We start from the raw sequence: 25,136 nt of genomic DNA on the forward strand, positions 1-25,136 counted from the left end.
TGCAGAATGAGGCTCGCGGACCGAAAAAGCGCCGGCCCCAGGCTTTATCTCGCAGCAGGATGCGTGGGGTGGAGCAGGGGCCGGCGTGCTGCGTTGTGCATTCTTAGGCCACGGGTCAGGTCATTGGGGGGAAATTTTGGTGCGTATTGTTTCGATCGGTGCATCGCTGCTGGCGATGACGGCTGCGCTTTCGGGCTGCGAGGTCAAGACGACGACCGCTGCGAACCAGCAGGTCCCTGCGGCGGCTGCGAAGCCGGCAGGCTGGACGAAGACGACCGCCGAGCAGTTGCGCAAGGCGATCGCGGCGCGTGGTGCCCATGGTCTGGACCGGATGAGTTTCGATGCGAGCGCGCAACCCGGCGCTGGCGACGCGGCGCTGACCAAGGCGGCGATCGCCTACGGCACGGCTTTGGCGCAAGGCGCGACGGACCCCGCCAAGCTGTTCGACGTGTACACCGTTCCCCGATCGAAGGTGGATGTCGCGCAAGGGCTGGCCGCCGCGCTTCAGGCCGGGGATATCGGCAAGTGGCTGTCGAGCCTCGCGCCACAGGACGACAATTACGCGCGGCTGTCGAAGGCCTATCTCGCATTGCCCAAGCAGGAGCAGCCGGCGGGTGAGGTCATTCCGGACAATGGCGAGGCGATCAAGCCGGGTCAGGCCGACCCTCGCGTGCCCGCGATCGCACAGCAGCTCGTCGCGTTCGATTATCTCGATCGTGCGGCGGCGCAGGGCGATCGGCTGACCCCCGCGATGATCCTCGCGATCAAGAAGATGCAGGCGGATTACGGGATCAAGCCCGATGGCATGATCGGCACCGCGGCGCTGGGCATCCTGAACTTGTCCGATGCCGACCGTGCGCGCGCGATCGCGGTCAACATGGAGCGGCTTCGCTGGCTCGATCGCAATGCGCCGGGAACGCGGATCGACGTCAACCTCGCCGCCGCCCGGCTGAGCTACTGGCGTGACGGCAAACTGGTCGACAGCCGCAAGGTCGTCGTCGGCGAGCCCGACAAGGAAACGCCGCAGCTCGGTTCGCCGATCTTCCGCCTCGTCGCCAACCCGACCTGGACGGTGCCGCGGTCGGTCGAGAAGAAGGAGATGGCGGGCAAGGGGGCCGCCTATCTTCGCGCCAACAATCTGGCGTGGAAGGATGGTTGGCTCGTCCAGCAGTCGGGCCCCAAGAACTCGCTCGGCCTCGTAAAGTTCGACATGACGAACGATCACGCGATCTACCTCCACGATACGCCCGCCAAGCAGCTGTTCGCCGAAATTCAGCGCCAGCGCAGTCATGGCTGCGTTCGCGTCGAGGATGCGCTCGGGTTCGCCGAGATGCTGGCCAAGGACGAGGGCGTCACCGATCAGTGGAATCAGGCGCGGGCGACCGGCAAGGAGACGTTCGTGAAGCTGCCCAAGGAAATCCCGGTCAGGCTGCTGTACCAGACGGTGCTGTTCGACGATGCGGGCGAACCGGTGATCCGCGCCGATCCCTATGGCTGGAACGACCGGGTCGCCGTAGCGCTCGGCCTCGGTTCGAGCGCGACCTACAAGCCGACTGCGCGCGACGCCGACGTCGGTCCGTAAATCCGCCGATCGATCGAGGAGGGGAGGGCCGGCGGCCTTACCCCTCCAGCGTGGTGGTCGACGGGTAGTGCTTGTCGAGATGGCGCTTGATGATCCGCAGGTTGCGCGTGTTCGAGCGGAAGAAGAAGTCCGGGATCGCGCCGACGAACGGGATCATCCCGAATGCCCAGTCGATGCCGATGTTGCCGAACATCCGCGCCATCTGGATCTTCGACATGCCGATGTTGCGGGCTTCCCATGCCATCCACGTGCCGACCGCGGCGGCGATCGTGCTGCCGGCAAACGGTATGATGTCGAGTATGACGTCCATGCCGACCTTGCGGTTGGTGCCGGGGATGACGAACAGCCCCTCCATCACGCGCTCCATCGCTTCGACGCGGCGGCGGACGGACAAGGCGTCGCGGCCCATGGGCAGGGCATTGAAGGTGATGCCGGGCGTTATGCGAGTTGCGCGTGGGTTCATGACTTCTAGTTGGTGTCGGCGCGCAACCGGTTCAACGGGTGCCACGCGCGACTATTGGCCTGCCACTGGCGAAGCCGGGCAGCGACCAGCGACCAGCGCAGCGGGCGGGCCAGCGGGATGAACGCCACGTCCTCGTTCATCGCCGCGTCGGCTGCCGCGATCCGCACGCCGCGTTCCGCCAGCGTCGGCGCTTCGCGCGCGGCTTCGAGCGCGGCCTGTGCGGCATCGCCACACGTCACGCAGGCGGTGGCGAGATACCAGCGCGCACTGTCGTAGGGCGCGACCGCATCGACCAGCTTCAGGTCCGCGGCATCGTCGATCCCGACGCGCACGGGCGTGATGCCGATCGCCATCAGCGAGGCGGCGACCTGTGCGTACAGCAATGTCGCACCCGGCCCGACGGGGAGCGCGATCCGCACCGTGATCGGCCCGCCCGTCCACGCCGCCACCCGCCGTCGCGCGGCGACGCGGCGTTCGTCCTGCGTCAACAGCGTCCAGGCGGGGACCTGCGGCAAGGATGCGGAGTCGAGGATGTCGGGCAGGATGCGGTCGGCGGGATCCCACGCGGACGCGATCGCCGTCGTGAGCGCGGTCCGATCGATCGCCTCCGACACTGCCGCGCGGTTGCCGGCATCGGCGAGGAAGCCGTCGCGGCGGACGATCGCCAGCCCGAACAGGCCGACCGCAGGGTCGACGCGTACGCTGGCTGGCGCCACGTCCGCGGTCGCCAGCAGCGGCCAGTCGACGAAACTGCCGCCGCTGACCAGATCGGAGTCGCGATTGGCAAAGCGCGCGATGGCGCGGGCGGCGCGTTCGCCGATCAGCCGCACGTCCTCTTGTGGCCGCGCTCCGCGCTGATCGTCGGGATCGGCCTGGCCTGGATCGAACGCAGGACGCAACAGCGGCGCGCGCCCGCGCTGCGCGATCCGGAACGGCCCGGTACCTCCCGAGGGTCGAAGTCGGAGCAAGGCGAGTTCGGGTTGCGCGAACAGCTTGAGCAGATCCGGGCGAGGTCGCGACAGCCGCACCTCTATGACCTGCGGGGTCATCACGACGATCTCGTCGATCGCGGTCAGGAATGGCGCCAGCGGGTTACGCGAATCATGGTGGCTGCCTCCAGCAGCGATCGCGCCGCCGATCTGGCGCTGGAGCATGGCGACGACCTGCTCGGCGGTGACTGGCGTGCCGTCTCCCCAATCGCCCTCGCGCAGGCGGAAGATGTAGCTCATGCCGTTGTCGATCACGATCCAGCGCTCGGCGATGCCCGGCTCGATCTGACCCGCGGCATCGAACCGGACGAGCCCTTGCGCGGTCGAATCCATCATCAGGCGGGCAGGGGTGTCGAGCGCGACGCGGCTGGCGTCGGCGAGGCGTGGCGCGGATCCGATCGCGCTGACGATCACCGCACCGGTATCGGGCCGCCGATCGCATCCGGCCAGCATCGTGGAGCCGGCCAGCATCAGGCTGCCGGCGAGCATCAATCGACGCGTACGCCGGGCAACTCGAATGGTGCGGACGGCGGGACTCGAACCCGCACTCCTAGGGAGGGAGATTTTAAGTCTCCTGCGTCTACCGGTTTCGCCACGTCCGCACACGGGCCCAACAAGACGAGGTCGCGCGCAGGGTCAACCCATCTTGCTCGAAGCGTCGCATATTCTCTGCCCCGACGCGCGCGCCGCGTTCGGGGTTGGTACCGCTCACACGTTGAGGCGCGAGCGCATTTCCTTGCCGGGTTTGAAATACGGCACGCGCTTGGCCTCGACCTCGACGACTTCGCCGGTTCGCGGGTTGCGACCCGTCCGGGCATCGCGTGCGCGCGTTGAGAATGCGCCGAAACCGCGCAGTTCGACCCGGCCGTCGGCGGCCAGTCGCTTCGATATCTCGTTGAAGAAGGTGCTGACGATCAGCTCCACTTCGTTAGGCTGTAGGTCCGGATGCGCCTCAGCGATCTTAAGGACCAGTTCAGATCGGATCATTCGAGCCCCCGCCCATCTAAAGCGCTTACTAATTGATACAAGTCAATCTGCGAGTCATTAGCACCAATTCGGGGACAGTCAAAAACCAAAAGCACTCAGACAAGAAAAAGCCCGGCATGTTCGAGACATGCCGGGCCAAATCTTCGTTAAGCCGTTGAGCTTACTTCTTCTCGGCGTCCGTGCGGGCCTTGAGAGCCTCGCCCAGGATGTTGCCCAGAGTCGCGCCGGAGTCCGACGAACCGTACTGAGCGACAGCCTGCTTCTCTTCCGAGATCTGCATAGCCTTGATCGAGAAGGTCGGCTTCTTCGAACGATCGAAGCCGGTGACCATCGCGTCGAACTTCTGGCCGACCTGGAAACGCTCCGGACGCTGCTCGTCGCGATCGCGACCCAGATCCGTGCGCTTGATGAAGCCGGTCGCGCCATCGTCGCCCTGCTGTACTTCGAGGCCCGCGTCGCGGACTTCGAGAACGGTCACGGTGACGATCGCGTTCTTGTTCAGCTTGTCGCCTGCTGCTGCTATGCCACCGGCCGATGGCCCGCCGCGCTCGAGCTGCTTCATGCCGAGCGAGATACGCTCCTTCTCGGCGTCGATGTCGAGCACGACGGCCTCGACGGTCTCACCCTTGCGATGCAGGTTGAGCGCGTCCTCGCCCGAAACACCCCATGCGATGTCGGACATGTGGACCATGCCGTCGACGTCGTTGTCGAGGCCGATGAACAGACCGAACTCGGTCGCGTTCTTGACTTCGCCTTCGACGGTCGAACCGATCGGATGAGCGGCAGCGAATGCCTCCCAGGGATTGGCCTGAGCCTGCTTGAGGCCGAGCGAGATGCGACGCTTCTCGGAATCGACTTCGAGGACCATGACGTCGACTTCCTGCGAGGTCGACACGATCTTGCCCGGATGGACGTTCTTCTTGGTCCAGGACATTTCCGACACGTGGACGAGGCCTTCGATGCCCGCTTCCAGCTCGACGAACGCACCATATTCGGTGATGTTCGTGACGCGGCCGGTGAGCTTCGCGCCGACCGGGTACTTGACCATCGCGCCATCCCAGGGATCGCTCTCCAGCTGCTTCATGCCGAGGCTGATGCGCTGGGTGTCCTTGTTGATGCGGATGATCTGCACCTTGACGGTGTCGCCGATGTTCAGGACTTCGCTCGGGTGACCGACGCGCTTGTAGCTGAGATCGGTGACGTGGAGCAGGCCATCGATGCCGCCGAGGTCGACGAACGCACCATAATCGGTGATGTTCTTGACGACGCCGTCGATGATCTGGCCCTCGGCCAGGCTGAGGATCAGGCCCGAACGCTGCTCTGCGCGCGTCTCTTCGAGAACGGCGCGACGCGACACGACGATGTTGCCGCGCTTGCGGTCCATCTTCAGGATCTGGAACGGCTGGGGGATATCCATCAGCGGGGTGACATCGCGCACGGGGCGGATATCGACCTGCGAGCCGGGCAGGAACGCGACGGCGCCGTTCAGGTCGACGGTGAAGCCACCCTTCACGCGGCCGAAGATCACGCCTTCGACGCGGGTCGTCTTGGAGAATTCGGTTTCCAGCTTGTCCCATGCGGCTTCGCGACGGGCGCGATCGCGGCTGAGCATCGCTTCGCCGTGGACGTTCTCGACACGGTCGACATAGACTTCGACTTCGTCGCCGACCTTGAGGTCAGCCTTCTGGCCCGGCGCTGCGAATTCGCGAAGCGGCACGCGGCCTTCCGACTTCAGACCGACGTCGATGACGGCCATGTCGTTCTCGATGCCGGTCACGGTGCCATGCACCACGCGGCCCTCGAAGCTGTCGGCGTCGCCGAGCGTTTCGTTCAGCATCGCCGCGAAATCGTCGCGGGTCGGCATTACCTGGGTTGCCATAGAATTCAGTAATCCTAGTCTGTTTCCGGCCAAGCGGTTGGGTCCGCTGGTCTTGGCCTTCGTTGCCGCGACGACCGAACGCCGGCGCAGCATCCGGACGGCACGAGGCGCGGAGGACGTAGACGCTGAATGCGAAAACGGCGCGTGAGACTCGAGGGTCTCCGCGCCTTCCTCCACGAGCATCGCTCGCCGGACGGTTCCGTATAGCCGAAACCCCGTCTCGGAGCAAGTTCGCCGCTGCTTCGTTAGGGGCCGCTCACAACAGGAGCGAAGATTTGAACGAACGCGGCATTCTCGTGCTGGGCTGGGTCGCCACCGTGACGGCGATCGTGATGTACCTGTCGTACATCGACCAGATCATGCTGAACCTGTCGGGTCAGAAGGGGTCGGTGGTCCAGCCCTTCGCGACGATGGTGAATTGCGCGCTGTGGGTCGGGTATGGGTTTCTCAAGGACAAGCGGGACTGGCCGATCGTCGTGGCGAATGCGCCGGGGGTGGTGTTCGGGGCGGTGGCGCTGGTCACTGCGCTTTAGGGCAGGGGTAACGGCGCTGTCCGCGGCGGGGATCGAAACTGGCGATAGCGCCAGCTTCCTTGTTCTCCCCCGAAGGCGGGAGCCCAGTCTGGGTCCCCGCCTTCGCGGGGAAACAATATTGAGCGCGTTAGCTCACCCCAACAGAGCAACCACCCCGGCGAAGGCCGGGGCCCAGTTGGGGGACGTTGCTAACGAACGATGGTCCGCTGTTACTGCGACCTTTCCACCTGGGCCCCGGCCTTCGCCGGGGTGGAGCCTTCTGGTTGGTAAGGCGTGGACGAAGGCCCTAAACCGAAGCAGCCTTCTTCGCCCGCTGCGCCTCAACCAACGCAACCGCCCTCTGCACCGAAGCCTCGATCGACAAAAAACTAGTATCCAGCAACGCAGCATCCGCCGCCATAACCAGCGGCGCAGTAGACCGCCCACTATCCCGAGCATCCCGAGCCCGAATATCCGCCAGAACCCGATCCTTGCTCGCCGTCCCGCCCCGAGCCTGCAACTCCGCATGCCGCCGCTGCGCCCGAATATTCGGCGTGGCCTTCACGAACAGCTTGGCGTCCGCATCCGGCGCGATCACGGTACCGATATCGCGCCCGTCGAGAATCGCGCCGCCCTCCTGCGCCGCGAACCGCTTCTGGCGGTGCAGCAACGCCGCGCGGACCAGCGGATGCGCCGAAACCACCGACGCAAGCGCGCCGATATCGTCGTCACGCAACGCCGGATCGCTCAACAGCGCATCGCTGAAATCGCACGCCGCCACCGCGTCGGCCTCGGTCTCCGGATCGAGCCCCATACGCGCCACGCTCAACGCGACCGCGCGGTACAACAGCCCGGTATCGAGATACGGCAGCTTGTAATGTTTGGCCAAGGCACGCGCGATGGTGCCCTTGCCCGATGCCGCCGGACCGTCGACTGCGATGATCATCTTAATTCCCCCGGCCGGTAAGCGCATCGAGCGACCGGAAGAACACGGGATAGCTCGTCGCCACCGGCGATACATCATCGATCGTGACGGGCTCGCGGCTCCCAAGTCCAGCCACCACCATGCTCATTGCGATGCGGTGGTCGAGTTTCGAGGCGATCCGAGCGTCACCGCGAATCGCCGCGCCGCCCGACCCGGTGATCGCCATGCCGTCCTCATACTCTTCGCAAGCCACCCCGCAGGCTTCGAGCGCGATCCGCATCGTCGTGATCCGGTCCGATTCCTTGACCCGCAACTCGTGAGCGCCGCGCGCGATCGTCGTCCCAGTCGCGAAGGCAGCGGCCACGAACAGCACCGGATATTCGTCGATCATACTCGGCGCGAGATCGGCCGGCACCTCGATCGCGGTCAGCGGTGCATGCCGCACCCGCAGGTCGGCGACCGGCTCGCCGCCAACGGTGCGCGGATCGAGCTCGGTAATATCCGCGCCCATCATCCGCAAAGCCGTGACGATCCCGATCCGCGTCGGGTTCAGCCCGACGTTACGCACGACGATGTCCGATCCCGGCACGATCGACGCCGCGACCAGCCAGAACGCCGACGACGATGGATCGCCCGGCACGACGATATCCTGCGGCTTCAGGTCCGCTTCGCCCGTGATCGATATGACGCGGCCCTGGTTCGTCTCCTCGACGGTCAGCTTCGCGCCGAACCCGGTCAGCATCCGCTCGCTGTGATCGCGCGTCGCGACCGGCTCGATCACCCGCGTGATCCCCGGCGTGTTCAGCCCCGCCAGCAGGATCGCCGACTTCACCTGCGCCGACGCGACCGGCAGCGTGTATTCGATCGGCACCGCCGGGCAGATCCCGCGCACCATCAACGGAAGCCGCCCGCCCGGCGACGACGTGATGTCCGCTCCCATCTGCGACAGCGGCTCGATCACGCGCCCCATCGGTCGCCCCGACAGCGACGCGTCGCCCGTAAAGGTACAGGTAATCGGATGGCTCGACACGAGGCCCATCAGCAACCGCGTCGACGTCCCCGAATTGCCCATTTCCAGCGCGGTCTCGGGCTGGAGCAATCCGCCGACCCCGACGCCGTCCACCACCCAGATGCCGTCCTCGCCACGCTCGATCGTCGCGCCCATCGCGCGCATCGCGGCCGCGGTGGCGAGCACGTCCTCGCCCTCCAGCAGCCCCTCGATCCGGCTGGTGCCAACCGCCAGGCTCGCGAACATCAAGGCGCGGTGACTGATCGACTTGTCGCCGGGGACCGCGATCGAACCGGTCAGGGGACCGCGCGCGACGACGTCCATCGAAGTGGGGAGGGGGTGTGCCATGGGGCCGGGCTTTTGACAGTGGCCTTGCGCTATGGCAAGGCGCGCCCACTTTGCGAGGGTATCCCCCCGCAATCCATTCATCCGAAAGGTTCTATCGGCATGATCAAGCCGGAATGGGGCACGAAGCGTTCGTGCCCGAAATGCGCGACGCGTTTCTACGACCTCGAAAAAGCCGACCCCGTGACCTGCATCGAATGCGGGTATGCGTGGGAGCCCGAGCCCATCCTGAAGTCGAAGCAGCCGCTGCCGTTCGAGGTCGCCAAGCCCGACACCAAGAAGCCCGACGCGGATCTCGAGGGTGACGAGGAAGAGGACATCGCCTCGATCACCGGCGAGGACGAAGAGCCGTCGGCGGACGACGAAGTCGATCTCGGCGGCGACGACGACCTCGGCGTCGAGACGCCGCAGGACGAGCACGAGCGTTAATCAGAATAAATTTGGCAGGTGGCATTTACGCCGCTTGCCAACCCGGGCGGGTCCGGTTAGTGACCCGCCTCCCAACGGGAATGGGGCCGTAGCTCAGCTGGGAGAGCGTTCGCATGGCATGCGAAAGGTCAGGGGTTCGATCCCCCTCGGCTCCACCATTTCCGTTGATGACCGGTCCGCCGGGACACCTTTTTACATAGCGTCAGTCGAGATCGTCGGCACCGGCCCCCGCCGCGTGCAGGTCCCTGAACGTCTCCTCGATCGCCGCGACCATGACGCTTCCCTCGATGCGCGAGGCGGAATCGCTCGCCACCAGCACACCTACGCGCCGCGTCGGATCGAAGCCCGTCAACCGAATCATCGCGATGCCTTCGCTCGCAAAACTCAAGGGCATGACCGTCATTCCCAGCCCTGCACGGACATAGGTCAGTGCGCGGTCGTCGCTGACGGTGCGGGCGGCCATGAAGGGGCGCACGCCTCGGGCGGTGAAGAAGCGGCTCGTTTCGGCCAGCGCTTCGCAGTGGCGGCGGACGATCATCGTTTCCTCCGCGACGTCGGCGACCGCGAGCGTGGCGCGTCCGGCCAGTCGGTGATCGTTCGCCACCGCGACCGCGAAGCCTTCCTCGAACAGCACGCGACCGCGCGCGTCGTCGCCGATCGCGCCGAGCATCACGTCGATCCGCCCGCGATCGAGCAGCGCGACGAGTTCGCTGCTCCGTCCCTCGACCACTTCGAGGCGTTCGGTAGTGGAGGCCCGTCGCGCCTGGCCCAGCGCGGCCGCGATCCTGGACGGCGGCAACGTCGTCGCGATCCCGAGCCGGACGAGCTTGGTCGGAGCCGTGTCCTGCAAATCCCGCTCAGCGGCGGCGAACTCGGCTTCGATCCGACGCGCGTGCACCGCGAACCGCGTGCCCGAGGGGGTAAGTTCGATCCGCCGGTTGGTCCGCAGGAACAGCGTCTGCCCGAGCGATGCCTCGAGTTTGGCGATGCCGACCGACAGCGTAGGCTGCGAGATCCGGCACTGCGCGGCGGCACGCGTGAAATTGCCCTGGTCGACGACCGCCAGGAAATAGCGCAACACATAGCGTTCGATCATCGCGGTACGACCATAGACACGATCTATCGCATGTGTTCGGTCGTATCAATTTCTCTGGAGGGCCGCGACCGAGTATCATGCCAGCAACGCAAGGTCTGGAGAGGCTGCAATGATACCCGATTTCGATTTCGCGCTCGGCGAATCCGCGGACATGATCCGCGAGAGCACGCACCGCTTCGCCACCGACAAGATCGCGCCGCTGGCCGCGAAGATCGACGCCGACGACTGGTTCCCGCGCGAACTGTGGCCGGCGATGGGCGAACTGGGGCTGCACGGCATCACCGTCGAGGAGGAGTTTGGCGGCCTCGGCCTAGGCTATCTCGAGCATGTCGTCGCGGTCGAGGAAGTCTCGCGCGCGTCCGCCTCGATCGGGCTCAGCTACGGCGCGCACTCGAACCTGTGCGTCAACCAGATCCGCCGCTGGGGCAATCCCGAGCAGAAGGCGAAGTATCTCCCCAAACTCGTGTCGGGCGAGCATGTCGGCAGCCTCGCCATGTCCGAGGCGGGCGCCGGCTCCGACGTCGTCTCGATGAAGCTCAAGGCGGTGAAGACCGACACCGGCTACGTCCTCAACGGCACGAAGTTCTGGATCACCAACGCGGCCTATGCCGACACGCTGGTCGTCTACGCGAAGACCGGCGAGGGTTCGCGCGGGATCACCGCGTTCCTGATCGAGAAGGACATGCCGGGCTTCGCGATCGGCCAGAAGATCGACAAGATGGGTATGCGTGGCTCGCCCACGGCGGAGCTCGTCTTCACCGATTGCGAGGTCCCGTTCGAAAACGTCATGGGTCCCGAGAATGGCGGCGTCGGCGTGCTGATGTCGGGCCTCGACTACGAGCGCGCGGTGCTCGCGGGCATCCAGCTCGGCATCATGCAGGCCTGCCTCGACGTCGTGATCCCCTATGTGCGCGAACGGAAGCAGTTCGGGACGGCGATCGGCCAGTTCCAGCTGATCCAGGCGAAGGTCGCCGACATGTACGTCGCGCTGAGTTCGGCGCGCGCGTACGTCTATGCGGTGGCGAAGTCGTGCGATGCGGGCAAGACCACGCGGTTCGACGCGGCAGGCGCGATCCTGCTGGCGAGCGAGAGCGCGGTGAAGGTCTCGCTCGAATCGATCCAGGCGCTGGGTGGGGCAGGGTACACCAAGGACTGGCCTGTGGAGCGGTTCATGCGCGACGCGAAGTTGCTCGACATCGGCGCCGGGACGAACGAGATTCGCCGGATGCTGATCGGCAGAGAACTCATCGGAGCCGCTCCGAAGGTGGCGCAGTGATGGCCACCGCAAATCCTCCCCGGCACGGGGAGGGGGACCGCGCAGCGGTGGAGGGGGCTCACCCCGCGCGCAACGCCGGCGGAAGCCCCCCTCCACCCTTCGCCCAAGCGGACGAACGGTCCCCCTCCCCGTGCCGGGGAGGATTGGCATGACCGCGCCCGTACTCACCTCCGCGCTATCCCCCGACAGCGAAACCTTCGGCGCCAACGCGACCCACAATCGCGCACTCGCCGAAACCCTCCGCGAAGACGTCGCCCGCACCGGGCTAGGCGGCAACGCCAAGTCCCGCGAGCGCCACACGTCGCGCGGCAAGCTCCTCCCACGCGACCGCGTCGAACGCCTGCTCGACCCAGGCTCGCCCTTCCTCGAAATCGGCCAGCTCGTCGCCAACGGCCTGTACGACGACGAAGTCCCCGGCGCCGGCCTGATCATTGGCATCGGCCGCGTCTCCGGTCGCCAGTGCATGATCGTCTGCAACGACGCGACCGTGAAGGGCGGCACCTACTACCCGCTCACCGTCAAGAAACACCTCCGCGCGCAGGAGATCGCGCAGGAAAACCGCCTCCCCTGCATCTACCTCGTCGACAGCGGCGGCGCCAACCTGCCGCACCAGGCGGAGGTCTTCCCCGACCGCGATCATTTCGGTCGCATCTTCTTCAACCAGGCCACCATGTCCGCGCTCGGCATCCCGCAGATCGCCTGCGTCATGGGGAGCTGCACCGCGGGCGGCGCGTATGTGCCCGCGATGTCCGACGAGACGATCATCGTCCGCGGGCAGGGGACGATCTTCCTCGCAGGCCCACCCCTCGTAAAGGCCGCGACCGGCGAGGTCATCTCGGCGGAGGAACTGGGTGGTGCCGACACGCACGGTCGCCGATCAGGCGTGGTCGATCACGTCGCCGAGAACGACGAGCACGCGCTGACGATCGTCCGCGACATCGTCTCGACGCTGCAACCCCAGGCGCAAACCGCGGTGAACCTCCAGCAACCCAGACCGCCGAAGTTCGCCCCCGAAGAGCTGTACGGCATCGTCCCCAGCGACGTCCGCGCGCCCTACGACGTCCACGAAGTCATCGCGCGCCTCGTCGACGGCAGCGAGTTCCACGAGTTCAAGGCGCTCTACGGCACCTCGCTCGTCTGCGGTTTCGCGCACATCTGGGGCATCCCGGTCGCGATCCTCGCCAACAACGGCGTGCTGTTCAGCGAAAGCGCACAGAAGGGCGCGCACTTCATCGAGCTCGCCTGCCAGCGCCGCATCCCGCTGCTGTTCCTCCAGAACATCTCTGGCTTCATGGTCGGCGGCAAGTACGAGGCGGAAGGCATCGCCAAGCACGGCGCCAAGCTCGTCACCGCCGTTGCCACCGCGACTGTCCCAAAGATCACGGTATTGATCGGCGGCAGCTTCGGCGCGGGCAATTACGGCATGTGCGGCCGCGCCTATTCGCCGCGCTTCCTGTTCACCTGGCCCAACAGCCGGATCAGCGTGATGGGCGGCGAGCAGGCCGCCTCCGTCCTCGCCACCGTCCACCGCGACGCGGACAGCTGGACGCCCGACCAAGCCGAAGCCTTCAAGGCGCCCGTCCGCCAGAAATACGAGGACGAGGGCAACCCCTGGTACGCCACCGCGCGGCTGTGGGACGACGGCATCATCGATCCCGCCCAAACGCGGGACGTACTCGGCCTCGCCTTCGCCGCGACGCTCAACGCTCCCATCCCCGAACGCGCCGCGTTCGGCGTGTTCAGGATGTAACCCGATGATCCTGCTGTCTCTTCTCCTCGCCGCCGGACAGATCACCCCGGTCCAGCCGATCGTCAAGGGCACCGGCCTGCCGCCAGCCGTCGCAACCGAGGAAGCCGGCGTCATGGTCCCGATCGACGCGCTCTTAGCGGCGCTCGCCGCGCGCGACGGGCAGGCCATCCTCGCCCAGGTCCGCCCGGACGGCGGCGCCACCGTCGCCGAGGAAAAGGCCGACGGCACGCGCACCGTCCGCCGCATGGCCTGGCCAGCGTTCGCCGCCACGATCAAGCCCGGCCCCGAACGCTACGCCGAACGGCTGACCGATCCCGCGGTCGACATCGACGGCGATATCGCGATGGTCTGGTCGCCCTACGTCTTCACGATCGATGGCAAGGTCGCGCACTGCGGCACCGACCATTTCGACATGGTTCGCGAAGCCGGCCGCTGGAAGATCGCCAACATCACCTGGTCCTCGCGCACCACCGGATGCGCGAACTGACATGCTCTGTCCTACACCGCCCGCATCGGCCTATGCCGGGGTCGCCATGCTGAAACAGCCGATCCCGTCCGTCGAAACCCGACCCCGCGCCGCCGTTTCCAACAGGAAGTATACATCGCGTGGGCGTCTACACTTTCTATACTTCACTCGGCTGAACCGATGATCGAATCGCTCCTGATCGCCAACCGCGGCGAGATCGCCTGCCGCATCATCCGCACCGCAAGGGCGCTCGGCATCCGCACGATCGCAGTCTATTCGGACGCCGACGCGAACGCACTCCACGTCCGCCAGGCCGACGAAGCCTTCCACATCGGTGCGTCCCCGGCGCGCGAAAGCTACCTCGTCGGCGACCGGATCATCGCCGCCGCGAAGCAGACCGGCGCCGAGGCCATCCACCCCGGCTACGGCTTCCTGTCGGAGAATGCCGACTTCGCCCAAGCCGTGCTCGACGCCGGGCTGGGCTGGGTCGGCCCCAACCCCGACAGCATCCGCGCGATGGGTCTGAAGGACGCCGCCAAACAGCGCATGATCGCCGCGGGCGTGCCCGTTACGCCGGGCTATCTCGGCGATGACCAGTCCCCCGAACGTCTGAAGGCGGAGGCCGACGCGATCGGCTACCCCGTCCTTATCAAGGCGGTCGCCGGCGGCGGCGGCAAGGGCATGCGCCGCGTCGATACGGCCGCAGAGTTCGCCGACTCCCTCGTCTCGTGCCAGCGCGAGGCGGCATCGTCGTTCGGCAACACCGACGTGCTGATCGAGAAATACATCCTCTCGCCGCGCCATATCGAGGTGCAGGTCTTCGGCGACAGCCACGGCAACGTCGTCCATTTGTTCGAACGCGACTGCTCGCTCCAGCGCCGCCACCAGAAGGTGATCGAGGAAGCCCCCGCACCCGGTATGGACGCCGCCACCCGCGAAGCGATCTGCGCCGCCGCGGTCAAAGCCGCCAAGGCAGTCGATTACGTCGGCGCCGGCACGATCGAGTTCATCGCCGACGCCAGCGAAGGCCTCCGCGCCGACCGCATCTGGTTCATGGAAATGAACACGCGGCTCCAGGTCGAGCACCCGGTCACCGAAGAGATCACCGGCCAGGACCTCGTCGAATGGCAACTCCGCGTCGCGTCGGGCGAGTCGCTTCCCAAGCGGCAGGATGAGCTGGCGATCGACGGCTGGGCGATGGAAGCGCGGCTCTATGCGGAAGATCCCGCCAAGGGTTTCCTGCCGTCGATCGGCACGCTCGAACGCTTCGACCTCGGCACCTCGGCTCGCGTCGATACCGGGGTAGAGCAGGGAGCTGAAATCTCGCCTTTCTACGACCCGATGATCGCCAAGGTCATCGTCTGGGGCGAAGACAGAGAGACTGCGCGCGAGGCCTTGGCATATGCGCTAGACGGTGCGGTCGTCTGGCCGGTACGCTCAAACGCGGGGTTCCTCGTCGAGGCGCTCGACCATCCCGACTTCGTAGCGGGCACGCTCGACACCGGGCTGATCGCCCGCGAAGGCGACGCGCTCATGCCGCCGACGCACCCGACCGAGGAGGCGTTGGCTGAGGCCGCCGGCGCGCTAGTGTCCGCCGATCTGATCGCCGGCTTCCGCCTCAATGCCGCGCCGCGCCGTAGTGCGACGTTTCTACTGGACGGCGAACCGGTCGAGGTCGATCTCGACGGACAGGCCAGTACGACGTCGGCGTTCGAAGACGTCCTGATCTCCGAAGCCGGCCAGACCTGGCAGCTCAAGCCGTGGCGTGCGTCGGGTGTCGCCGTGGGTGGAGCAGCGGACGGCGCGATCCTGTCCCCAATGCCGGGCCGCATCATCGCGGTCGACGTCGCAGCGGGCGATATCGTCGCGAAGGGCCAGAAACTCGTCACGCTCGAGGCGATGAAGATGGAGCACTCCCTGACAGCTCCGTTCGACGGCACCGTCGCGAACCTCAACGCAATCGAGGGCGGACAGGTGACCGAGGGCACCATGCTCGTCCGCATCGAGAAGGATTCCTAATGGCCGGCCGCTATTTCGACGACTGGAGCATCGGCGACCGGATCGAGCACGAGATCCGCCGCACGGTGACCGAGACGGACAACCTCCTGTTCTCGACGATGACTCACAACCCGCAGCCGCTGCACCTCGACATCGAGGCGGCGAAGGCGAGCGAGTTCGGCCAAATCCTCGTCAACGGCACCTTCACCTTCGCGCTCATGGTGGGACTGTCGGTCGGCGAGACGACGCTCGGCACGCTCGTCGCCAATCTCGGCTACGACAAGTTGATACATCCGAAACCCGTCTTCATCGGCGACACGATGCGCTGCGAGACCGAAGTCACCGAGCTGAAGCCCAGCAAGTCGCGCCCGAACGCGGGCATCGTCACCTTCACGCACCGCCTCATCAACCAACGTGACGAGATCGTCTGCCAATGCCTGCGCACCGCCCTGATCGCGCGGCGCGTAGCGGCTGGATAGCGGGTAAAGGTCGCCCGTTCAGCTCCGGACAGGTAAGATCAGGCACGCGGCCAGACCGCCAAGTTCGGCGGACCGGCCGAGCGTGAGTTTACCGCCGTTCAACTCGGCTAGCTCGCGCGCGATGGACAGGCCGAAGCCGTGCCCCCCCTCGCTCTCGTCGAGGCGGCGACCCGGCAGCAGCGCTTGTTCCACCGCGATCTCGTTCAGACCAGGTCCGTCATCGGCAATGGCGAGGGAGACGAAAGCGCCCTCCGCCACGGCAGTCAGCGCGATGGCCGTCGATGCATGGCGCCAGGCATTGTCGAGCAGATTGCCGATCATCTCGTCCAGATCCTGCGGATCGATCGCGACCGACATCTCGTCGGCGACGGCAATCTCGATCCGGAGCGGCCGCTCGGCGTGGATACGGCGCAACACGGCGACGATGTCGGTAATCGCGGGGGCGAGCGCGGTCTGCACGCGCGCTCCGCTGCCCGCAGCGTCGGCGCGAGCGCGGCCCAGATGATGGCGTATCCGACGATCGATTTGGTCGACCATATCGCGAACGTCGTCGTCCGCGTTCGCCTCTGCAAGCTTCAGCGAAAGCGCGGCAAGGGGGGTTTTCAGGCCATGCGCCAGATTGGCGACATGCTGGCGGGCATGCGCGAGCCCGGCGGCGTTCTGGTCGATCAGCGCGTTCAATTCGGTGACGAGAGGCTGTAGTTCGCCGGGCTGGTCGGCGGGCACGTGACGTTCGGTGCCGGCGCGTACTGCGGCGAGCGAGAGGCGCAGATCGCGCAGTGGTCTGAACCCGATCCGCAACTGCAAGAGCGTGGCGAGTGCCAGGCCGAGCCCAAGCAGCGCGAGCGAGCCAAGCAGCGGGATCATCGCTTCCCGTAGCGGCGCCTCGACGATCCGACGCGGGCCGAACGCCGCTATCGTCACGGGGCCGATCCGGGTCGTCACCGTCAGCGTTCGCGAATGGAGCCGTTCACCACGCATTCCGCGGCCTTCGCCGGGACGTGGGCCATTACTGTCGCGCCGACCGTCAAGACGTGGTGGCCCCGGCGCGATCTGGCCCGGCGCCATCCGGAGCGACATGACGGTGCTCCGCCAGCTGCCAGCGGGTCCTTCGACCTGCCAAGCCCACCCCGAACCGGGCTGGTCGAAACCGGGCAGGTTGACGATCCGGGTGCGGTCGAGGGTCGCATCCGGGCGGACCGCGCGTGCGAGCACCGACACCTGCGCATCGAGCCGGTCGTCGAGGCCGTGCATCACGAACCGTTCGAGGACGTGGCCGATCGTCACGCCCGCGAATACCAGCGCAAGCAACGTCGAGATCGCCGATATCGCGAGCATGCGTCCGAACAGCGACCGGGGAATGACAGAGCGGCGGCGCATCGTCATGGCGCCGTATCCGCGGTCAGGCGATACCCACGGCCGCGGACCGTCTCGATCATCTGCGGACCGATCTTCCGCCGCAGCCGGCCGATGATGACCTCGATCGAGTTCGAGTCGACGTCCGCATCGCCTTCGTAGACGCGTTCGATCAGATCTGCGCGCTCGATCACCACTTCCCGTCTCAACATCAGCGCGGAGAGGACGCGCCATTCGAAGGCGGTGAGTTTCAGCGGCAGGCCGTTCAGCTCGAACGTGCCGAGTTGCGCATCGAACGTCAGCGGCCCGCAGGTGACTCGCGATGCCGCGTGGCCGGCGGCGCGACGGACCAGTGCGCGGAGTCGCATGACGACCTCTTCGACGCGGAACGGCTTTACGACATAGTCGTCCGCGCCGGCCTTGAACCCCTCGACCTTTTCCGACCAGCCGTCGCGGGCGGTGAGGATCAGGACGGGCAGGTCGCGTCCCGCCGCGCGCCAGTCGCGCAAGACCGACAGGCCGTCGCGTTTGGGCAGGCCGAGGTCGAGCACGGCTGCGTCGTACAGTTCGGTCGCCCCCAGATGCCCGCCGTCCTCGCCGTTGCTGGCGACGTCCACCGCGAAATGCTCGGCACGCAACGCCCGCGCCAGCCCGTCGGCGATCGCCGCATCGTCCTCGACCAATAATACCCGCATGCGTCTGTCCCTATCCCTGAGACCCCAACGGAATCTGAACGGCTTGGTTCAGCGGGCGTCGGCAGCGCGGGCCTAGACGGTGATTCGTCAACCAACGAGAGGAACGACCCAAGTGACCGACCATTCCCATACCGCCCCGAAGACGCGCTTCGACTTCCGCCGCAACCGCCTTGCGCTCGCCGCGGCCGGCCTGCTCGTCGTCGGTGGTGCAGCCGGTGCCGTCACCGTCGCCGCCACGCGCCCGAGCGTGACGATGGCGCCTGCCACGCCAACCGCGATCCGCTCGCTCCAATCCGACGGGATCGTCACGATCCGCGGGCGGGTCGCCGAAAAATACGGCAACAAGTTCGTGATGGCGGATAGCACCGGCCGCGCGCTGGTCGATCTCGGACGTGATGGCGAGGGCGGCAATCTGGTTGCGGCCGGTCAGCCGGTAACGATCCAGGGCCGGTTCGAGGATGGCTTCGTCCACGCCTCGTTCCTGGTCGCGCCCGGCGGCAAGGTGACGGCGCTCGGCCCGGTCGGGGGCCCGCGGCATGGCCCGCATGGGCCTGGCCGCGATGGGCCTGATGGTCCCGGCCGAGATGGGCCAGATCGTGATGGACCCGGCCGCGATGGTCCTGGTGGTCCGGATCGCGGTCCGGGTGCTCCCCCGCCGCCGTCAGCCGGTATGGCACCGGCTCCGTCGACGGCGAATGGTGCAGTCGCTCCGGCGCCAGTTGCTCCTGCGGGGACGCCGGCGACTGCACCCGCCCGGCAGGCCACACCAGCGACCTGACATCAGCGCGGGGCCGGTATCATGCCGGCCCGCATTATCGGCGTATCGGTGCAGTCCGGAGTTGTTGGCGGCGCAGCACCGGTTCGGGCGCGCGGACCCAGTAGCGGCCGGTCACGACCAGCGGCAGCGCGAGCAGCAGGCCTGCGCCGACATCCCAGACGCCGTCACCGATCAGGCCTGCCCCGAGCCCGGCAACGGTCGACACGCCAAGCAGGATCGGCAACGCGAAAATCTGGCCGTTGGTCTTGTGAGTCATGCGATTTCTCCCGCCATCACGACTTCGCGGACGCGCTGGTCGCTCGGACCGCCGCGACGACGCAGCCAAAGATACAGCCCGCTGCCGAGCACGATGATCGTCAATATGTCGAAGAGCGCCCAGATGATCTTCATCGCGAGGCCGCCGTAATTCCCGAAATGCAGCGGCTGTGCGAGCAGCATCGCCTGCATGTACCACGGCATCGGCACGACCGCGTCGAGCCGTCCGGTCGCGGCATCGACGAAGCCGGGCAGCAACATCTTCGACGTCAGCGGCGTCGCGCCCTTCAGGAAGACGGCATAATGGTGGTGGCTGCTGAAGACGACGCCGGGAAAGGCGATGAACTGCGGCTTCATCTCGGGCGCCTTGCGTTGCACCGCGTCGAGCGCGGCCTGCACCGAGGCGCGCTGGGCGGGCAATGGCGTCCGCGCTTCGCTGGCGATGATCTCGGCAAGGCCGTTCGCCTTCCAGATGCCGGTGATCGGCACGACGAAAGTGTTGATCGTACCCGTCACGCCGACGACGCTAGCCCAGGCGAGCGTCACGATGCCGAGCAGATTGTGGCGATCGAGCCAGCCGAGCCGCTTGCTGCGCCCGCGACGCAACGTGCCGAAGTCGAGCTTGGCCATGAACGGGGCGTAGAGCACCACGCCCGATACGATCGCGGCGAAGAACAGCAGGCCCATCACGCCCAGGAAGATTTCCGCCCAGAAACCGAGGAACATATCGGTGTGGAGCTTCAGGATGAACGCCATCACGCCAGGGACATAAGGGGGCATCTTGGTACCGGTGCGCGCGTCGAACGCGAGGAAGTGCATCGCTGCGGGAGCTGCGTCGGGCGTCGGGCCGGTCGTCACGTAGACGATCGGGCGCTCGTCGTCGAAGCTGACGTAAAGCGGAATTTCGCCAGGGGCCGCCTTCGCCGCTCTGGCCAGAATGGCGTCTAGGGACAGCGACGGCGTGTTTGCTGGCAGCGTCGCCATCGGCGCCGGCGGGTCGAGCCAGCCGTCGATTTCCTCGTCGAAGATCAGCGGCAGGCCGGTCACGCAGAGCATCAGCAGGAACGCGGTGCAGATCAGGCTCGTCCATTTGTGGACGAGATACCAGGTCTTGATCGTGCCGCGAGTCATGCGCGGGGCGCGGTCTTGCCGAGGGGTATGATTTGCTGGGCGGTCACCAGCGCACAGGTACAGATTTGATAACGATGTGCAATAGCGGGATTGAGCGGGCCTCTTAGCTATCCTCCCCCGCCAGGGGGAGGTGGCACCGCAGGTGTCGGAGGGGGAGGAACGCGCAACGACGGTGATCCTTGCCTCCCCCTCCGTCTGGCAAGGGCCAGCCACCTCCCCCTTGCGGGGGAGGATAAGGGGGTCAGGCTACCCCAGCGCCGCCGGTAACGCCGTAGACTTCACCGGTGATGTAGCTGCCTTCTTGCGAGGCCAGCAGCACGTACACCGGCGCGATCTCGACGGGCTGGCCCGGACGGCCGAATTGGCTCTTCGATCCGAACGTCTCGACGGACTCCTGCGGCTGGCCACCGCTGGGCTGGAGCACCGTCCAGAACGGCCCCGGTGCGACGACGTTGGCGCGAATGCCCTTCTCGATCAGCTGCTTGGCGAGACCCTTGGTATACGCGACGATAGCCGCCTTGGTGGTCGCATAGTCGAGCAGATTGTCCGACGGATCATAGCCCTGCACCGACGCCGTCGTGACCACCGCCGCGCCGACGGGGAGATGCGGGACGGCAGCCTGCACGAACCAGTGCAAGGCATAGACATTGGTCTTCATCGTCTGGTCGAAATCGTCGGTCGAGATGTCGGCGACGGTCGGCCGCGTCTGCTGGCGCCCGGCGTTGACCACCAGCACGTCGAGGCCGCCGAACGCATCGACCGTCTGCTGCACGGCCGTACGACAGAACGACTCGTCCTTCACGTCGCCCGGCAGCGCGAGGGCCTTGCGGCCCTCCGCCTCGATCAGTGCGACGACTTCCTTCGCATCGGCCTCTTCGGCGGGGAGATAGACGATCGCGACATCGGCGCCTTCGCGCGCATAGGCGATCGCCGTGGCACGGCCGATGCCGCTGTCGCCGCCGGTGATGAGCGCCTTGCGCCCCGACAGCTTGCCCGAGCCCTTGTAGCTCGTTTCGCCGTGATCGGGCTTCGGGTCCATCTTCGACGCGATCCCCGGTGCTTCCTGCGGCTGTTGCGGGAAGGGGGGCTGCGGATATTGCGTGCGCGGATCCTGCATCGTGAGCCGGTCGGCCATGGGTTGCTCCTGTAAAGATTGAGCAGGGGCAACCCATGTCGGCGCGGATAGGTTGCGTCCTATTTGAGCAGGATCAACGCCTTCGACAGCGTCATGTAGATCCCCCAGAGGATCGGCAGCCCGACTGCCAGCCATGCGAAGACGACGATCGGCGATGTTCCGGTTGCCGCAGCAGCCGTACCGCCAGCCACCGTGTCGACCGCGATAGGACGGTCATCCGCCGCCATGTGGAACTTGGCAGCTACCGGCCGGACGAACAGGTTTGCGACGAACCCCGCAACTAGCATCGCCGCCAGCACCAGAAAGATCGGCGGGTAGATATCGCTGCGAGGCACACCCGCCGCGATCGCGCGGTCACGCATGTTCGCGACGAGCAACGGCCCGACCACGCCCGCGGTCGACCAGGCGGTCAGCAACCGCCCATGGATCGCGCCGACATATTTCGTCCCGAACAGGTCGGCGAGATACGCAGGCGCAGTCGCGAAACCACCGCCGTACATCGAGGCGAGGATGCAGAAGACCAGGATGAACAGGCCCAGCGTGGTCCCAGCCAAAGCCGGTGCGGCGAAACCGTAGAGCACCGCGCCTGCTGCGAGGATCGTGGCGAACAAGGGTTTGCGGCCGATCCGATCGGACAGCCAAGCCCAAAAGAACCGCCCTCCGATGTTGAACAGGCTGATCGCACCGACAAAGCCTGCGCCGACCGCTGCCGCCGCCTTCTTCTGGTCGTCGTCGAACGCAGTGAACAACACGCTCGGCGCGTCGATCAGGCGTCCGCCGAACAGTTCCTGCAACATCGGCGAGGCGATGCCGATGATCCCGATCGACGCGGAGACGTTGAAGAACAGCACCAGCCACACCAGCCAGAATTGCGGCGTGCGGTGCGCGTCCGACAGCGCGACGTTGAAGCGGCTGATCGAAGCCTTGGCGCTGGTCGGTGCAGTCCAGCCGGCGGGCGCCCAACCCTCGGCGGGCACGCGGTAGCCGATCGCGCCGGCCATCATGAACACGAAGTAGACGCAGGCGAGCACCAGGAACGTCTGCCATACGCCGACGCCTGCGGGACTCGCGAAATGCTTCATCAACAGGTCGGCGAGCGGTCCCCCGATCATCGCGCCGCCGCCAAAGCCCATGATCGCCATCCCGGTCGCCATCCCGCGCCGGTCGGGAAACCATTTGATCAGCGTCGAGACAGGCGAGATGTAGCCGAGCCCAAGCCCGATCCCGCCGATCACGCCCGAGCCGAGCCAGATCAGCCAGAGCTGATGCGTGGAAATGCCGATCGCGGCGATACCCATGCCACCACACCAGCAGAATGCGGCGACCACTCCGGCTTTCCGCGGGCCGGCGCGTTCGAGCCAGCCGCCCCAGATCGCGGCGGCGGCGCCGAGCACGACGAAGAACAGTGTGTACGTCCAGACCAGGTCGCTGACCCGCCAGTCGCAGGTCGTGGTGGTCAGCGCGCCGAGCAGCGAGAGATTGGGGCAGGCGACCGGATCGGTGATCCCGATCGCGCGCGACAGCGGCAGCCAGAACACGCTGAACCCGTACGCCATGCCGATGCACAGGTGGATCGCGAGTGCGCAGGGCGGCACCAGCCAGCGATTGAAGCCGGGTGCGGCGACGGTTCGGGCCCTGCTGAGAAAGCCCTCCGCGCCCAGGTCTCTCGTGTCCGGCATGCAACCCCCTGTTTAGTATCGTTTATGCGCCGGACGATGGGCGATCACGCGGCGAATGTCACCTCCAGTGTTTCGAACCCGTCGATCGTCGCGCGCACGGTCTGCCCGCGCTGGATCGGTCCGACACCGGCGGGGGTGCCGGTGAAGATCAAATCGCCCGGCGCCAGCTCGACGAAGGTGGACAGCGTCGCGATGATCTCGGGCACGCTCCAGATCATCATCGACAGGTCGCCGGACTGACGTGTCTCGCCGTCGATCGCGAGTGCGATGCTGCCCTTGGTTGCGGGCACGCCTGGCGTGAGCGCGCCGACGGGGGCGGAGCGATCGAAGCCCTTCGCCATGTCCCATGGCCGCCCGGCCTTCTTCGCCGCCGCCTGGAGGTCGCGGCGCGTCAGGTCGATGCCGACGCCAGCCCCGAAGATCGTCGCAGCGGCGTCCTCGACCGCAATATCCTTGCCGCCCGAGCCGAGCGCGATCACCAACTCGACTTCGTGGTGTAGGTCTTCGGTCTTGGGCGGGAAGGGCAGCGTGCTCCGGTTCGCGACGATCGCATCGGCGGGCTTGGAGAAGAAGAACGGCTCCTGCCGGTCGGGGTCGGAGCCCATCTCGCGGGCGTGGTCGGCATAGTTCTGCCCGACGCAGAAAATGCGGCGGACGGGAAAGCGGTCGGTGGTGCCGGCGATCGCGACGGTCGGCGCGGTGACGTGTGGGATGTGCATGATGGCTCCTTTGGCGGCCTTCATCACGCGTTGGCGCCCGGTTTGCAACGAAAGCGGAACGTCCGCCGGGGCAACGGGTTACCGATGCGTACCCCGAGGAGATATGCATGCCCAGCAACCCGCCCGTCCGTTTCGATCCGTCCGTGGAGACGATCGCGTCCGACGAGCAGGAGACGTTGCAGGGCCTGAAGGACTCGTTCCAGGATATCCTGGAGACCACGTCGCAGGATTACGGCCACGCGGTCCGCTCGGTGCATGCCAAGGCGCACGGCATCGCGCGCGGGACGTTCACGATCGCGGATAATCTCCCGTCCGAACTCGCGCAGGGTATCTTCGCGACGCCCGGCACGCACGAGGCGATCATCCGTATCTCGACCAACGCCGGCGACATTCTCGACGACAGCATCAGCCTGCCGCGCGGTCTCGCGCTGAAGATCCTGGACGTCGACGGCGTGCGGCTGCCGGGGTCGGAAGGCGATACGACGCAGGACTTCATCATGGTCAACGGCCCGGCGTTTGCCGCGCCCGATGCCAAGTCGTTCGCCAAGAACCTCAAACTCCTGTCGAAGACGACCGATCGGTTCGAGGGCGTGAAGAAGGCGATGTCGGCGACCTTCCGCGTGGTCGAGTCGGCGCTCGAAGCGGTCGGCGCCCAGTCCACGACGCTGTCCCGGCTCGGCGGCGCAAAGCCCGTCCATCCGCTCGGCGAGACCTATTATTCGCAGACGCCGTTCCGCCACGGCGACTATATCGCGAAGGTCGCGCTGTTCCCCGTCTCGCCCGGGATCACGCGTCTGACGGGCGACACCGTGAACGTCTCGGCACGGCCGGATGCCTTGCGCGAAGTCGTCGGCGAAGAGATGATCGAGCATGGCGGCACCTGGGAATTCCGCGTCCAGCTCAGCACGGACCTCGATGCGATGCCGATCGAGGATGCCTCCGCGGTCTGGGACGCGGAGCAGAGCCCGTTCGTGACCGTCGCAACGCTCGAAATTCCGCCGCAGCTTTCGTGGGAGCACGGGGTGACGGATCGCACCGACGACGCGCTGTCGTACAGCATCTGGCACGGCATCACCGCGCATCAGCCGCTCGGTGGCGTCAATCGCGCACGCAAGGAAACGTACAAGCAGTCGGCGGACTTCCGTGGCCAGTTCAACGGATGCCCGATGCACGAGCCCGCCAAGCTGTCCGAAATTGCCTGAG

24 protein-coding genes and 2 tRNA genes are annotated in these 25,136 nt (G+C 66.5%); 11 read left to right on the forward strand and 15 right to left on the reverse strand.

Annotated elements, in window-relative coordinates; translation table 11 throughout:
• Positions 1–139 precede the first annotated feature (139 nt).
• On the forward strand, positions 140–1,582 hold the full coding sequence (locus IFR23_RS00970; protein ID WP_342344838.1) for a L,D-transpeptidase family protein: 1,443 nt from the start codon (positions 140–142) through the stop codon (positions 1,580–1,582).
• A 37-nt stretch (positions 1,583–1,619) separates the two neighbouring features.
• Here IFR23_RS00970 and IFR23_RS00975 read toward each other — a convergent pair whose 3' ends face one another.
• From IFR23_RS00975 to rpsA, 5 genes are all read right to left on the reverse strand, one after another.
• Complete coding sequence (locus tag IFR23_RS00975; protein ID WP_192974336.1) at positions 1,620–2,045, reverse strand: DUF4112 domain-containing protein; 426 nt, start codon at positions 2,043–2,045, stop codon at positions 1,620–1,622.
• 5 nt (positions 2,046–2,050) lie between these two features.
• On the reverse strand, positions 2,051–3,523 hold the full coding sequence (locus tag IFR23_RS00980) for an ABC transporter substrate-binding protein (protein WP_244655379.1): 1,473 nt from the start codon (positions 3,521–3,523) through the stop codon (positions 2,051–2,053).
• A 29-nt stretch (positions 3,524–3,552) separates the two neighbouring features.
• Positions 3,553–3,636, reverse strand: a tRNA-Leu gene (locus tag IFR23_RS00985).
• 106 nt (positions 3,637–3,742) lie between these two features.
• The gene (ihfB, locus tag IFR23_RS00990) at positions 3,743–4,021 is read right to left on the reverse strand and encodes an integration host factor subunit beta (protein ID WP_192974337.1); all 279 of its coding nucleotides are present in this window, start codon (positions 4,019–4,021) and stop codon (positions 3,743–3,745) included.
• Between the two features lie 160 nt (positions 4,022–4,181).
• On the reverse strand, positions 4,182–5,900 hold the full coding sequence (gene rpsA / locus IFR23_RS00995) for a 30S ribosomal protein S1 (RefSeq protein WP_056060414.1): 1,719 nt from the start codon (positions 5,898–5,900) through the stop codon (positions 4,182–4,184).
• A 275-nt stretch (positions 5,901–6,175) separates the two neighbouring features.
• On the opposite strand from rpsA, the gene IFR23_RS01000 reads away from it, so the two are divergent.
• Positions 6,176–6,433 (forward strand): SemiSWEET family transporter, encoded by a 258-nt coding sequence (locus IFR23_RS01000; RefSeq protein ID WP_060526647.1) that lies wholly within the window; start codon positions 6,176–6,178, stop codon positions 6,431–6,433.
• Between the two features lie 286 nt (positions 6,434–6,719).
• On the opposite strand, the gene cmk is transcribed toward IFR23_RS01000, so the two are convergent.
• Positions 6,720–7,358 (reverse strand): (d)CMP kinase, encoded by a 639-nt coding sequence (cmk, locus tag IFR23_RS01005; protein ID WP_056051420.1) that lies wholly within the window; start codon positions 7,356–7,358, stop codon positions 6,720–6,722.
• 1 nt (position 7,359) lies between these two features.
• Positions 7,360–8,694 (reverse strand): 3-phosphoshikimate 1-carboxyvinyltransferase, encoded by a 1,335-nt coding sequence (gene aroA, locus IFR23_RS01010; RefSeq protein ID WP_192974338.1) that lies wholly within the window; start codon positions 8,692–8,694, stop codon positions 7,360–7,362.
• Between the two features lie 99 nt (positions 8,695–8,793).
• Here aroA and IFR23_RS01015 point away from each other — a divergent pair, with 99 nt between their 5' ends.
• Together IFR23_RS01015 and IFR23_RS01020 are read left to right on the forward strand one after the other, a co-directional pair.
• Complete coding sequence (locus tag IFR23_RS01015) at positions 8,794–9,120, forward strand: TIGR02300 family protein (RefSeq protein ID WP_031395784.1); 327 nt, start codon at positions 8,794–8,796, stop codon at positions 9,118–9,120.
• Positions 9,121–9,202: 82 nt separating this feature from the next.
• Positions 9,203–9,278, forward strand: a tRNA-Ala gene (locus IFR23_RS01020).
• Positions 9,279–9,322: 44 nt separating this feature from the next.
• Here IFR23_RS01020 and IFR23_RS01025 read toward each other — a convergent pair.
• The gene (locus IFR23_RS01025) at positions 9,323–10,216 is read right to left on the reverse strand and encodes a LysR family transcriptional regulator (protein WP_192974339.1); all 894 of its coding nucleotides are present in this window, start codon (positions 10,214–10,216) and stop codon (positions 9,323–9,325) included.
• A 109-nt stretch (positions 10,217–10,325) separates the two neighbouring features.
• On the opposite strand from IFR23_RS01025, the gene IFR23_RS01030 reads away from it, so the two are divergent.
• The 5 genes from IFR23_RS01030 (at position 10,326) to IFR23_RS01050 (ending at position 16,185) form a co-directional block, all read left to right on the forward strand.
• On the forward strand, positions 10,326–11,492 hold the full coding sequence (locus tag IFR23_RS01030) for an isovaleryl-CoA dehydrogenase (protein ID WP_107961668.1): 1,167 nt from the start codon (positions 10,326–10,328) through the stop codon (positions 11,490–11,492).
• A gap of 148 nt (positions 11,493–11,640) precedes the next feature.
• Entirely contained in the window at positions 11,641–13,242 is a 1,602-nt protein-coding gene (locus IFR23_RS01035) for a carboxyl transferase domain-containing protein (RefSeq protein WP_192974340.1), read from the forward strand.
• Positions 13,243–13,246: 4 nt separating this feature from the next.
• Positions 13,247–13,729 (forward strand): hypothetical protein, encoded by a 483-nt coding sequence (locus IFR23_RS01040; RefSeq protein ID WP_192974341.1) that lies wholly within the window; start codon positions 13,247–13,249, stop codon positions 13,727–13,729.
• Between the two features lie 159 nt (positions 13,730–13,888).
• Positions 13,889–15,727 (forward strand): acetyl/propionyl/methylcrotonyl-CoA carboxylase subunit alpha, encoded by a 1,839-nt coding sequence (locus IFR23_RS01045; protein WP_192974342.1) that lies wholly within the window; start codon positions 13,889–13,891, stop codon positions 15,725–15,727.
• Entirely contained in the window at positions 15,727–16,185 is a 459-nt protein-coding gene (locus tag IFR23_RS01050) for a MaoC family dehydratase (RefSeq protein ID WP_192974343.1), read from the forward strand. The genes IFR23_RS01045 and IFR23_RS01050 overlap by 1 nt, the downstream gene beginning before the upstream one ends.
• Positions 16,186–16,203: 18 nt before the next feature.
• Here the strand turns inward: IFR23_RS01050 and IFR23_RS01055 are convergent, their stop codons facing one another.
• Together IFR23_RS01055 and IFR23_RS01060 are read right to left on the reverse strand one after the other, a co-directional pair.
• Positions 16,204–17,571 (reverse strand): sensor histidine kinase, encoded by a 1,368-nt coding sequence (locus tag IFR23_RS01055; protein WP_244655380.1) that lies wholly within the window; start codon positions 17,569–17,571, stop codon positions 16,204–16,206.
• Entirely contained in the window at positions 17,568–18,236 is a 669-nt protein-coding gene (locus IFR23_RS01060) for a response regulator (protein WP_192145265.1), read from the reverse strand. Before IFR23_RS01060 ends, IFR23_RS01055 begins: the two co-directional genes overlap by 4 nt.
• A gap of 112 nt (positions 18,237–18,348) precedes the next feature.
• Between IFR23_RS01060 and IFR23_RS19990 the strand changes: the two genes are divergently transcribed.
• Complete coding sequence (locus IFR23_RS19990) at positions 18,349–19,014, forward strand: hypothetical protein (protein ID WP_197978227.1); 666 nt, start codon at positions 18,349–18,351, stop codon at positions 19,012–19,014.
• Between the two features lie 34 nt (positions 19,015–19,048).
• On the opposite strand, the gene IFR23_RS01070 is transcribed toward IFR23_RS19990, so the two are convergent.
• The 5 genes from IFR23_RS01070 to IFR23_RS01090 all read right to left on the reverse strand — a co-directional run bounded on the left by IFR23_RS01070 (position 19,049) and on the right by IFR23_RS01090 (position 23,933).
• On the reverse strand, positions 19,049–19,270 hold the full coding sequence (locus IFR23_RS01070; protein WP_192974344.1) for a hypothetical protein: 222 nt from the start codon (positions 19,268–19,270) through the stop codon (positions 19,049–19,051).
• The gene (locus IFR23_RS01075; protein ID WP_192974345.1) at positions 19,267–20,400 is read right to left on the reverse strand and encodes a PepSY-associated TM helix domain-containing protein; all 1,134 of its coding nucleotides are present in this window, start codon (positions 20,398–20,400) and stop codon (positions 19,267–19,269) included. Before IFR23_RS01075 ends, IFR23_RS01070 begins: the two co-directional genes overlap by 4 nt.
• A gap of 241 nt (positions 20,401–20,641) precedes the next feature.
• Positions 20,642–21,535, reverse strand: coding sequence for an SDR family oxidoreductase (locus IFR23_RS01080; protein WP_192974346.1), 894 nt, complete (start codon positions 21,533–21,535; stop codon positions 20,642–20,644).
• A gap of 59 nt (positions 21,536–21,594) precedes the next feature.
• Entirely contained in the window at positions 21,595–23,214 is a 1,620-nt protein-coding gene (locus IFR23_RS01085; protein ID WP_192974347.1) for an OFA family MFS transporter, read from the reverse strand.
• Between the two features lie 44 nt (positions 23,215–23,258).
• Positions 23,259–23,933, reverse strand: coding sequence for a fumarylacetoacetate hydrolase family protein (locus IFR23_RS01090; protein WP_197978228.1), 675 nt, complete (start codon positions 23,931–23,933; stop codon positions 23,259–23,261).
• A gap of 107 nt (positions 23,934–24,040) precedes the next feature.
• On the opposite strand from IFR23_RS01090, the gene IFR23_RS01095 reads away from it, so the two are divergent.
• Positions 24,041–25,135, forward strand: a complete 1,095-nt coding sequence (locus IFR23_RS01095) for a catalase family protein (RefSeq protein WP_192974349.1) — start codon at positions 24,041–24,043, stop codon at positions 25,133–25,135.
• The last annotated feature ends 1 nt before the right edge of the window (position 25,136 follow it).

It is taken from the genome of Sphingomonas sp. CFBP 13603 (assembly GCF_014892665.1).
GTDB lineage: Bacteria > Pseudomonadota > Alphaproteobacteria > Sphingomonadales > Sphingomonadaceae > Sphingomonas.